The organism is Anaerospora sp. (assembly GCF_032013335.1).
In the GTDB taxonomy this organism is placed as follows: Bacteria; Bacillota; Negativicutes; order Sporomusales; family DSM-15969; genus Anaerospora.
The window spans coordinates 42,142-54,136 of sequence record NZ_DALZUO010000023.1 but is presented as its reverse complement, the minus strand read 5'-3'; the positions used below and the strand labels follow the sequence as shown (position 1 = coordinate 54,136).

Sequence of the window (11,995 nt, the reverse complement as noted above, 5' to 3'; positions counted from 1 at the left end):
AGACACTGCTTTCTATGAAACGTGCTGGAACGGATATTATTATTACGTATCATGCCATGGACGCCGCCCGCTGGTTATCTGAGGGCGGCAGCCGATAAAGGCTCATCTGCGTTGTTGTCGCTGCGAGTCTCCGCTGCAACGTACTTCCAGTACGCCTCCGCTGCGATTCTCGCTCCGTCTAGCATCTGAACCTTTCTCGACTGCCTTGGCTTAGCGGCGGGCTGGAGCCTTCTCGGCGGCCTAAGCTTGGCGGCAAAAGGAGACGGAGGACCGGGCTTGTCACCATTGGTGGTGAATAGCTCCCCTGCGGGGTGCACAAGGCATGGTTGGGAGAGGCGCTCTGCCCCATTGTCATTGCGAGGAGCGCAGCGACGCGGCAATCTCATGTTTCGCCTCTAAGGCAGTTTAGACGGCTAATGAGAACGCGAGGATGGGGGGGCTTGTCGCCGTTGGTGGTGATAACTCCCCTTCGGGGTGCACAAGGAATGGTTGGGAGAGGCGCTCTGCCCTATTGTCATTGCGAGGAGCGTAGCGACGTGGCAATCTTATGTTTCGCCTTATTTGGTACTAAAGATACAAAGGGGGTACACATCTATGGCATTTACTTTGGAAAAATCGGCTCAGGCTTTTGCTGAGGCCAAAGAATATATTCCGGGCGGGGTGAACAGTCCTGTCCGCTCCTTCCGGGGCGTTGGCGGAACACCGCCGTTTATTGCTGCTGCTGCTGGCAGTAAGCTGTATGATATTGATGGCAATCAGTATATTGATTATGTCCAGTCCTGGGGGCCGATGATTATCGGTCATGCTCATCCTGCTGTTACCGAAGCGCTCAGGGAGGCTTTGGTGAGGGGGACCAGTTATGGGGCTCCGACAATTTTAGAGACTGAATTGGCTAAGTTGGTAAGGAAGGCTGTTCCGTCGATGGAATTGGTCCGGATGGTCAACTCCGGGACGGAGGCAACAATGAGCGTGCTCAGGCTGGCTCGTGCTTTTACCAAACGAAGCAAGATTATTAAATTCGCCGGTTGTTATCATGGTCATCATGACAGCCTGCTCGTAAAAGCGGGCTCAGGAGCAACCACGCTGGGCATTCCTGACAGTCCTGGGGTGCCTGACAGCATCGCAGGCAGTACGATCACGGTTAAGTATAATGATATACAGGACTTAGAGGCTGCCTTTGCAAGCGTGGGCGAAGACATTGCAGCGGTAATCATAGAGCCTGTGCCTGGCAATATGGGGATGGTTTTGCCTAGGGAAGGCTATCTCAAGCAGGTTAGAGAACTAACACAGAAATATGGAGCGCTGCTTATATTTGATGAGGTCATGTCCGGTTTTCGGGTGGCCTATGGCGGAGCCCAGTCCGTTTTTGGCATACAGCCTGATTTAACCTGTCTCGGTAAGGTTATTGGCGGTGGTCTGCCGGTGGGGGCCTATGGCGGACGTCAGGATATTATGGAATTGATTGCGCCGGCCGGACCAGTATATCAGGCGGGCACTCTCAGTGGTAATCCACTGGCTATGACCGCTGGGATAACCACTCTCACGATTTTATCCGAAAAAGCGGATACATATACTGAGCTTAGCAACAAAGTGGAGGCCTTATCTGCCGGGATTCGCGCTCAAGCAGAGAAGTTTGGCTTAACGTTGCAGTATCATCATATTGGCTCCATGTTCGGCATGTTTTTTTCGGATAAACCTGTGTATGATTACGATAGTGCCAAAGAATCCGATGTGGGTGCATTTAATATATTCTTCCATGCTATGCTGGAACAAGGGGTATATCTGGCTCCATCGCAGTTTGAGGCAGGATTTATGTCCACCGCTCACACTGAGGATGATATCATGCAAACGGTAGCGGCGAGTGCCTATGCTTTTGGCAAAGTCAGCGAATATTTGCAGTCAAAGTAAAACCATTAGTGCTGGTAAGCGGAGGGACAAAGATGGATGTTATTCAGCAGTTAAAGAGAATGCCTGTCTTTGCTGACTTGCCGGAGGCGCAGCTGAAAGACATCTATGCGATTACGACTGAGCGGAAATATCGCAAAGGCAGTGTCATCTTCCTGGAAGGGGAACAAGGTGAAGGCTTCCATTATCTTCAGTCAGGCAAGGTTAAAATTGTTAAAATGACAGATGATGGACGAGAGCATATTATCAATATATTGAGTCCTGGCGACTTATTTGCTGAAGTGCTGCTGTTCAACAACCGGGCTTATCCGGCTACAGCTATTGCCGTAGATGATTCTAAGGTAGGCGTTATTAAAAATAGCGATCTGGAGCGGCTGATTCTGGGGAATAACTTACTTGCCCTGCAATTAATTAAAGCCCTCAGCCAGCGACTGTTATTTGCGCAGCAGAAAATTAAAAACCTTGCACTTCATGACGTTACTGCCCGAACGGCGGAAACCTTGCTGCGGCTTGGGGCAAAGCATGGCCGTTCTCTCACGAATGGCCAGATTGAAATTACGCTGGATCTTTCCCGGCAGGATTTGGCCAGCTTGGTAGGAACAACGCGTGAAACGGTAACCCGTACATTAAGCTCGCTTAAAAAAGACCGGATGATTGATTTTGATATTCATAAAATTGTTATCCTGGAACCAGATAAGTTACAACGGTTATTTCAATAAAAAAGACGCCTTAAGGCGTCTTTTTTCAGGCCGTTGATAAAGCCCCATCTGCGTTGGGCAGGCCTGCGGGAGCTCACTCGTCGTACCTGCGCTGTACTGTCTTCGCTCGCTTCCTCGGCCTTTCTAGCATCTAGAGCTTTCTGAACGGCCTGAGAACGAAGTTTTAACAATTTTAAAAAAGACGCCTAACGGCGTCTTTTTTTCATCCTGCAGTATTGGCATTGCGGGCAGTGACAACTTCAATCCGGTCACCTTCGTTAACGGCCGCCGTATATTCAGTAGACCGGCCATTGAGCAAAATCGTGACCGGACCGGCAGACAGCAGCGGCTTATAATCAGCAGCAAGGAGGACGTCACTGATTAACGGGCTCCATTGACTGATCACATGATGTGCCAGCTTGCTGCCCGGTTGCGCAGGAGTATCCAGTGTTGCTGGTTTATCATTCATTGTAATAGTAAAACGGTGAACCGGGATATGGCAGGGCGAGCCATTGAAAAGTACGGTAATGCTGTCATCGCACCGCTGTTCTAGTCCCAGGACATCACCAATAGTCGGCAGCTGAGGTTTCACCGTAGTAATCATATCATTGTTCTTTATAAGTGAGGCAAGTGTGGCTGGTTCATTATTTACTGTGTAAACAGGGTAGATGCTGTAAGCGCGTTCGGCATTATTTACAGTATAATGCGATACGACTGGCTGAGGCTGGATTCCTGCACTAAGCAGCACATCTCCTAATATGGAGGGCAAGCGGCAGATAACAGTATCCCGGTCGGCAAGGGGCTGGCCAGTATCAGCGTGCTGACCATTAATTGTAATGATTGGAGCTATCTCTATCAAAGTGTCATTTATCAGTACTGTAATTGGGTCAGGTACCGATATTAGCTCACTCAATGCAGGTGCAGGCGTAATGCCGCTGCTGCCCTTGGTGACGGTTACCTGATCACCATCTGCCAGAGGATGGTCGAATTTGACTGGCTGTCCGTTGGTATGCAGTGTACCTGGCTGCCCTAAACTCCCAGGCAGGAAATGGGTTTCGCCGTTAACTGTCACTGTGATGCCCATGCCAGGACGGCCATGGAGAGTACGCACATCAATGCCTGCGGCTAAGAGTGAGTCAGCAACCGTCAGATTGCCAATATTAAAAAGCCGCAGCGGCTGTGCATTTACTTCTACATTGACAAAGTTGAGCGTTCTTCCACCGGCCAGATTTAGAATTCCCAGTGGAGTGACCAGGTCAGGTGTGCATAGGGAAGCAGGGATGTTTTTAATTCCTTCTATGGTGTCGGGGCGTCTGATGCCAACGCGTCCCGCGGGAATATCCAGGGCCTGAGCCAGTGCTTCCGGCAGCATGGGAGTGAGTGCGCCACCACCAACCAGGAGGACAGCCTGCGGAGTGGATGTATTTAAGGCCAAAACCTGTGAAGCAATTAATTGGGCCAATTCTGCTACCTGCATGCGAATACCGTCTAATATTTCACTTGAGGCTACTTTGTGGGTCATTCCCAATACATCAGTGAAAGATATCTTCTTGTTTTTGCCGCATAATTGGCGCTTTACTGTTTCGGCAACATTGAAGTCTAGAACATAGCGTTGTGAAATTGCTTCCGTGATTTCGTCACCGGCATAAGGCACCATACCGAAGCCAATGACTGTTCCGTCCCGGGTAATGGCAACATCGGAAGTGCCAGCACCTACATCGACCAGTACAAGGTTAAGGTGACGCATAGTAGGAGGAATCAATACATTGATAGCTGCAATGGGTTCCAGCGTCAGCGTATCCATTTCCAGGCCGGCAGCGGACAGCGCTGACTGGAGAGAGTCAATTACTTGCCTGGGTAAAAAGGTGGCAATGACTTCAATTGCTGCAGTTTTACCTCGCTGACCTACCAGGCTCTTCAATTGTATATCGTCTAGTGCAAAATGAACGACACTATAGCCTACACAGTAGTAGTTAGCGGGATGGAGAATGTTGGCAGAGGTGGCTAACTGCTGCTGGGCTGCTTGGATGGCTGTTAGCTCGAGTGCTCTCTCATCATTAGGAGTGAGGATACCGCGATTATATACATCCATATCGGCGGTGGCGCTTATCGTATGCAGAGCCCGGCCTGCAGCGGCAACGGCTACTTTATGTAACGGGCCTGTTTTTTTCTCCAGTCGTTCTTTTACTGCTTTGAGGATTCCGGCTACTTCTGTGACATCATGAATTTGACCATCAAGCATCGCTCTTGTATGGTGCTCCTGACGTTCAAAGGCAACAAGCTCAATTTGTAATTCGCCCGGGGTTCCTACTAATCCTACGACACTTCGTGTGCCAATATCTAAGGCAAAAAGGTGTTGTTGTTTCATAATGGCTCCTTTTTGACGCATATGCTGTGTTGTACTTTCTCGCTCTTTACGGTAATTTCCTCTTTCTTTGGCTTGATGTGAGCCCATTACAGGCAAATTCGTTAATTTTCCAGGTCAAATAGCAGCGGATACGGCATATACATAGAAATAGACTGTAAATTATAACCAGGTAATAATTATATTGAAGATTTGCATAACATGGTATATACTATATAAAACTGAATAAATATAGTATTAAATACTAGGACTAGATAACAAATTACTTTGAGGAGGAGTTTCCAATGAATAATCAAGTATGGTGTGAACACCTTGACAAGGCTTCAAAATATACGCTTATTAAGTATTATGTAGGTGAACGAGAGGTTGTACTTCGGGTACAAACCTGGTTTTGTTCGGAATGCGGCATTCATGGTTCACAAACGGAGATAATCAATGAGCAACCCAAACTCAAACAGCTGTTTAACTTTGACAGGCGGCTGGCTGCTTCTACACTTTAATAATCTATAAATTTTGATAAAACAAGCAGCCGTGATAATTCCGGCTGTTTTCTCTTTCCCAGGGGAAGCCTATATTTAACTTCCGAAATCTGCTACAATACTATTGACTATTATTTATTATGGGGGAGTTATTACTGTGTCACAAGTTCATGTTATCCTTGATAGTACTGCTAATGTACCACAGAAATTGCTGGAAAAATGGCCTAATCTTCATGTGGTTCCCCTTACGGTATTATTGAATAACAGGCAAATAAATGAGAATGAATTGTCTACTGCAGATTTGTTTACACTGATACAAGAAACTGGAGAGCATCCTAAAACTTCGCAGCCCGCTCCGGGGGAGTTTGTTACACTCTTTTCGGGGTTAAAAGAAAAGGGCGATTCAGCTATTGTGATTACGCTTTCCGGCAGTTTAAGTGGTACTGTGCAAAGTGCCCGAATGGCTGTCCAGATGGTTGAAAGTAAAAATATATTTGTAATTGACTCGGGTACGACGGCAATTGGCATGGTTCAAATGGCAGAACAGGCTCTGGAAATGGCGGCAGAAGGACAGGAAGCCAGCGTGATTGCTGCTTATATTGAAAAGATGGCTGCTGCTACACATACGTTGATCGTCCCCGGCACCTTAGAATATCTCCATAAAGGAGGACGTATTGGAGGAGCTGCTTCTCTTTTTGGTACTATTTTACAAATACGGCCCATCCTCTATTTGGAGAATGGACGGTTAACAGTACTGGATAAGGTACGAACCCGCATGAAAGCGATTAGCCGTATGGCGGATGAATTAAAGAGGTTCTCCGGGTTTACGTATATCAGTGTCGTTAGTATTGAGGCAAGAGAAGAAGCTCTTATATTGCAGCAGCAAATTCAGCAGCTCTATCCACATATACCTGTGCTGATTGGTGAGGGCGGATCAGTCTTAGCCAGTCACTTGGGGCCTGGTTTACTAGGGCTTATTTTTCAGGAAAAGCAATAAGGATGGTGCACGTAAAATGGTAGAAATGGTAACAGGCAAAGACTATCGCCGTATGATTGCCGGAGCATATAAAGCTTTTATGCGCGAGCATCAATATATTAACAGCTTAAATGTTTTTCCGGTGCCTGATGGCGATACGGGGACCAATATGCTGCTGACATTGGGAGCTGTTGCCCGGTCAGTTGCCGAAGCGCCGGAAGCGGGGATCGGTCCTCTTGCAAAACGAGCTGCCGATAGTGCTATAATGGGCGCGCGAGGCAATTCAGGAGTAATTTTGTCCCAGATATTTAGAGGAATTGCCAGAGGGCTAGCTGGTAAAGAACAAGCTACTTCCAGCGAAGTCGGTAAAGCGTTTCAATATGGAGTGTTATATGCTTATCGGGCGGTCTCCCGTCCTGTAGAAGGAACCATATTATCTGTTGCTAAAGGAATTGCCAAAGGGGCTCGAAGGACAGTGCGGGAAACACTTCCTTTTTCCGATATTTTGAAAGAGGCAGTTGCGGCTGGACGGGACGCTTTGAACAAAACTCCCGAGCAGCTGCCAATTTTAAAACAGGCAGGAGTAGTTGATGCCGGTGGTCAGGGACTGCTTGTTTTTCTTGCTGGCTGCCTCGAGGGACTGGAAGGAGTAGGCAGCGGCCCGGAAGCTGACTGGGACCGTACTCTGACGCTGACAATGCCTGGAGTGGAAGAGTTTGATATTGCTCATCCCTATTGTACGGAGTTCATTGTAAAAAACTGTTCCCTTGCTCGTGATGAAGCGCGGCGCTTACTAATGCCGCAAGGAGACTCTCTCGTTCTGGCTGAGGGCGATAATGTCTTAAAGGTACATATCCATAGTGCTCATCCAGGAGCTGTTCTGGAGATGGCACTTACCTGGGGCACGCTGCATGATATTAAGATCGATAATATGGCAGATCAACATCGCCAAGTCGTTATTCCCACACCTGCTAAACAACCCCTGGCTGTCATCACTGTTGCTGATGGGGAAGGCTTCGCTGCAATGATGAAAAAAATGGGTGCTCAGATGGTTATTGCCGGCGGGCAGACAATGAATCCTCCGGTCGAAGACTTTATGAGTGCTGTCCATCAGGGGCAGGCTGAACGTTATATCATTCTTCCCAATAACAAAAACATTATCTTAGCTGCCAATCAAGCTAAAAAATTGTTGGGTGATCGCGTAGAAGTGGTGCCTACTGTTAACATTCCCCAGGGATTAGCAGCATTACTGGCTTTTGATTCCAATAAAGCAATCGGTGATAATGTCTCAGCTATGACTTCCCGGATTGAAACGGTACGGGCAGCAGGAGTGACGGTTGCCGTCCGTGACAGCCTGGTAGACGGTCAGCTGGTACCGGCAGGCCGCTTTATAGGAGTCGTAAATAGCCAGGTACTGACTGACGGAGCTGATTTGCAGACTGCTTTGTTTAAGCTGGCCGAAAAGCTTCGCATTACTGAGGCCGAGGTTGTCAGCCTCTATTATGGCAGCGAATTAGCTGTTGGCGAGGCCGAAAAGCTGGCCGCGCTCCTGCAGGAGAAATATAACGGGGTGGAAGTAGAACTGTATGCCGGAGGACAGTCACTGTACCCGCTCCTTATTAGCATTGAATAATGAGGACTTTGTTATATGATGAGAGATTCTTTTTAAGATAAAATTAGCAAATTAGTCGGAGGGATTGGATATGCTTGCCGCTTTGTCTATCAATGAATATGCAGAACAGTTGGCCTCAAAGTCATCAACACCTGGTGGGGGCAGCGCTGCAGCACTGACCGGTTTGCTAGGTGCCAGCTTGATTGAAATGAGTGTTAACTTAACGCTTGGCCGCCCGCAATATGCTGAGCATGAAGATGTACTGAGGGAGAGAATTCAGCAATTAGCGCAAGTACATATGCGCTTGCAGGAATTGATTGATCGCGATGCGGTGGCCTTCGGCGAGGTAATGGCAGCGTACCGAATGCCGAAAAACTCAGAGAATGAAAAAGCTGACAGAGACGAAGGAATTCAACTGGCACTCAAGCAGGCAGCCGAGATTCCGCTTGAAATTGCCCGGTGCTCCCTCGAGGCGCTGGAGATCGGCAAGGTGTTGCTTGGCCGGATAAATCTCCAGGTCATTAGTGATTTAGCAGTGGGTGCGCAAAACAGCTATGCCGCTGTAATGGGAGCGTTGCTGAATACATCGATCAATTTGCCTCTGCTAACTGACAAAATACTTGCCAATGCATTAAAGGGCCAATTGGTGCTTGTTAAAGCAGCTGCTGATGAATTGCTGAACGAGATACAGGCTTATATTTACAGCAATGATCCTTTTACAGTGATGCAGGCAGAATCAATAGACAAGTAATGTAAAAGTCCGTATCTCCCAGGAGATACGGACTTTTTTAACCATTTATAATTGTCCCGCCGTTTATGTGTATGATCTGGCCTGTCATATAGGAAGAGTCATTAGAAGCCAGAAATACGTAGGCAGGCGCAACTTCAGCCGGTTGGCCAGCCCGCTGCATTGGCGTATCAACGCCAAATTGGGCTACATGAGCTTCATTGAAAGAAGACGGAATAAGTGGTGTCCAAATAGGACCGGGTGCAACTCCATTGACCCGGATGCCTTGTGAGACCAGCGCTTGCGACAATGAGCGGGTAAAGGCTACAATGGCGCCCTTAGTGGCAGAATAATCGATTAACTGGTCATTGCCTTTATAGGCTGTTACAGAAGTAGTATTAATAATGGTGCTGCCATTTTTCAAATAGGGCAGAGCTGCCTTAGCCAGAAAAAAGCAAGAGTACATGTTAGTCCGGAAAGTACGGTCTAATTGTTCTTCGGTTATATCTTCCAGGCGGGTTTGTACATGTTGTTCGGCAGCATTGTTAACCAATATATCAAGACTGCCGAATTGCTTGACCGTGCGCTCGACTGTCTCCCGGCAAAAGTCTTCATAACCGATGTCGCCGCTAATCGTCAGGCAGTGCCGTCCTGTGGATTCAATGAGTTGCTTGGTATACTGGGCATCGCTGTCTTCATTGAGGTAAACAATGGCAATGTCTGCACCCTCCAGGGCAAAAGCTAATGCCACTGCCCGTCCAATACCACTGTCGCCGCCACTGATCAGCGCAATTTTACCGCGCAATTTGCCGGAGGCTTGATAGCTTTCTTTGATTACCCAGGGCGGTGGATTCATTTCCGTTTCTAAGCCGGGCTGTGACGGTTGGTGCTGTGGCGGAAAGCCAAGATTGCGGGTAAGTAAGAAACTTTCTTCTGTGGGCATGAGATAGCTCCTTTCCAACAACATGTTGTTAGGATACCCGTAAGAGAAAAAAGAAATCAGCCTGACTTTGTCAGGCTGATTTTACTATTGTTTAGGTACTTGTTTCAAGCTGAGACCGATGCGGCCTCGTTCTTCATCTACAGATATTACCAATACATCGATAATATCGCCTACAGAAACAATATCCAAGGGGTGGCGGAAAGGTTTGCCGGAGAGCTCCGAACGGTGAATCAAGCCGTTAATTTTAATGCCAATATCCACAAATACACCAAAATCAATGACATTATGGACGGTGCCCCGTACTACTGTGCCGGGCTTAATATCCGAAAGTTTAACTACATTCTTGCGAGTCAACGGTGCCGGCAGATCTTCACGGGGGTCGCGACCGGGCTTGACTAGTGCCGCTAAAATATCCCGGACAGTAGGTTCACCGGCATTTGCTTCCGCGGCCAGCCTTGTGACATCAACTTGCTGAACATGTTGCTGGATACTTTTTAATTGTTCTTTATTGCTTAAACTGGTTACGGAAAAACCTAGTTTTTCAAGTAAGCTTTGAGCAAGCGTATAAGACTCAGGATGAACGGGCGTATTATCAAGAGGATTATCACTGGACTGAAGGCGTAGGAAGCCGGCGCACTGCGTGTATGCTGCCGGACCAAGCCGTGGTACCTTTAACAGCTGTTTGCGATTTTTAAAAGAGCCGTTTTCATCACGAAAAGCAACGATGTTTTTAGCAACAGCAGCATTAATGCCTGCAACGTGCTGCAAAAGTGCAGGTGAAGCTGTATTAAGCTCTACACCTACATGGTTAACGGCTGATTCTACGACAGTGGAAAGTGTGCTGGTCAGTTCCTTTTGGTTTACGTCATGCTGGTATTGACCAACACCAATTGATTTAGGATCTATTTTTACTAATTCGGCAAGTGGGTCCTGGACACGGCGGGCAATAGAAACCGCGCCCCGGATAGACACATCCAGGTCAGGCAACTCGTCTTTCGCTAGTTTAGAAGCCGAATAGACTGAGGCACCGGCTTCATTTGTTATTACATAATGAACGGGCAGTTTATGTGTATTAATAAGCTGGGCAGTAAATTCCTCGGTTTCATAGGAAGCTGTTCCATTACCAATGGCTACGAGAGTAACACCATGCTTTTGAATGGCAGCTAAAGCGGCATCAGCAGCTTTTTGTTTTTGTGCCTCACTCATGGTGAAAAACAGCGTGTTTGTTTCCAGTACAGTTCCGGTAGGGCTGACAACAGCCATTTTACAGCCGGTGCGATATCCTGGATCGAGGCCCATAACCGTATGTCCTGCCAGGGGCTGCTGCAAGAGCAGCTGGCGAAGGTTAAGACCAAAAACGCGAATGGCCTGCTTCTCAGCATTTTCGGTTAGTTGATTGCGTATTTCCCGCTCCAAAGCAGGAAGAAGAAGACGTTTGTAGCCATCGGTAACTGCGGAGCGAATCAGGTCGGAAAAAATCGAACTTTTTGTGATAAAAAGACGGACAATCCGGTCAATATTGTCTTCGTGGGAGGTAACAAGATGAACCTTGAGAAGGTCTTTTGTTTCCCCGCGATTTACGGCCAAAATCCTGTGTGACGGCATACGGTTGACAGGCTCATGGTAATCCTTATAGTTCAAGACTTCTTTAGCCTGACTTTCATCTACCGCAAATTCGGTTGCTATTTCGGAGCTGCTCCACAGGTGCCTGCGTAACAGGGCCCGTATATCGGCTTGTTCGCTTACCGTTTCGGCAATAATATCGGCAGCTCCGGCCAAGGCATCTTCAGGTGTGGCAATTTCTTTTTCTGCGTTGACAAAAGGTGTTGCCGCGTCTTGGGGGGAGCCTGTTTGGAGTTGTTGTGCCATTATAATATCAGCCAATGGCTGCAACCCCTTTTCTCTGGCAATTTGAGCGCGAGTCCGCTTTTTTGGCCGATACGGTAAATATAAGTCTTCCAGTTCCTGTAGTTTGGTACAGGCAGTAATTACAGCAGCCAGTTCAGGAGTGAGTTTACCCTGCTCCTCAATCGTGCTAAGAATTTCTTCCTGGCGTTTCACGAGATTACGTAAGTAGCTAAGCCGCTCCTGGACGGTTCGAATTTGCTCTTCGTCCAGTTCTCCTGTTGCTTCTTTACGATAACGGGCAATAAAAGGCACGGTATTACTATCATCGAGCAAACTAACAGTTGCTTCTACTTGAAAGAGTTTGACGCCCATCTCCCGGGCAATTGCTGAGGTAATATCATTTAACAGCATATTTCCACCATCTTTATTCATTTTTTACTCA

9 protein-coding genes are annotated in these 11,995 nt (G+C 47.6%); 6 read left to right on the top strand and 3 right to left on the bottom strand.

Annotated features, from left to right (window positions below; translation table 11 throughout):
* Window positions 1-594: 594 nt before the first annotated feature.
* Window positions 595-1,908, top strand: coding sequence for a glutamate-1-semialdehyde 2,1-aminomutase (gene hemL / locus RTR76_RS16140; RefSeq protein ID WP_312522521.1), 1,314 nt, complete (start codon window positions 595-597; stop codon window positions 1,906-1,908).
* A 32-nt stretch (window positions 1,909-1,940) separates the two neighbouring features.
* Window positions 1,941-2,624, top strand: coding sequence for a Crp/Fnr family transcriptional regulator (locus RTR76_RS16135; protein WP_312522519.1), 684 nt, complete (start codon window positions 1,941-1,943; stop codon window positions 2,622-2,624).
* Window positions 2,625-2,826: 202 nt separating this feature from the next.
* Here the strand turns inward: RTR76_RS16135 and pilM are convergent, their stop codons facing one another.
* Window positions 2,827-4,971 (bottom strand): pilus assembly protein PilM, encoded by a 2,145-nt coding sequence (gene pilM / locus RTR76_RS16130; RefSeq protein WP_312522517.1) that lies wholly within the window; start codon window positions 4,969-4,971, stop codon window positions 2,827-2,829.
* A gap of 281 nt (window positions 4,972-5,252) precedes the next feature.
* Between pilM and RTR76_RS16125 the strand changes: the two genes are divergently transcribed.
* From RTR76_RS16125 to RTR76_RS16110, 4 genes are all read left to right on the top strand, one after another.
* Window positions 5,253-5,468, top strand: coding sequence for a hypothetical protein (locus tag RTR76_RS16125; RefSeq protein ID WP_312522516.1), 216 nt, complete (start codon window positions 5,253-5,255; stop codon window positions 5,466-5,468).
* 136 nt (window positions 5,469-5,604) lie between these two features.
* The gene (locus tag RTR76_RS16120; protein WP_312522512.1) at window positions 5,605-6,444 is read left to right on the top strand and encodes a DegV family protein; all 840 of its coding nucleotides are present in this window, start codon (window positions 5,605-5,607) and stop codon (window positions 6,442-6,444) included.
* A gap of 16 nt (window positions 6,445-6,460) precedes the next feature.
* Entirely contained in the window at window positions 6,461-8,056 is a 1,596-nt protein-coding gene (locus tag RTR76_RS16115) for a DAK2 domain-containing protein (protein ID WP_312522510.1), read from the top strand.
* 70 nt (window positions 8,057-8,126) lie between these two features.
* Complete coding sequence (locus tag RTR76_RS16110; protein WP_312522508.1) at window positions 8,127-8,786, top strand: cyclodeaminase/cyclohydrolase family protein; 660 nt, start codon at window positions 8,127-8,129, stop codon at window positions 8,784-8,786.
* A 37-nt stretch (window positions 8,787-8,823) separates the two neighbouring features.
* Here RTR76_RS16110 and RTR76_RS16105 read toward each other — a convergent pair whose 3' ends face one another.
* Window positions 8,824-9,705 carry an SDR family oxidoreductase gene (locus tag RTR76_RS16105; protein ID WP_312522507.1) on the bottom strand — a complete coding sequence of 294 codons (882 nt, stop codon included), beginning with the start codon at window positions 9,703-9,705 and terminating at the stop codon, window positions 8,824-8,826.
* An 84-nt stretch (window positions 9,706-9,789) separates the two neighbouring features.
* Window positions 9,790-11,964 (bottom strand): Tex family protein, encoded by a 2,175-nt coding sequence (locus RTR76_RS16100; RefSeq protein WP_312522589.1) that lies wholly within the window; start codon window positions 11,962-11,964, stop codon window positions 9,790-9,792.
* Between the last annotated feature and the right edge of the window lie 31 nt (window positions 11,965-11,995).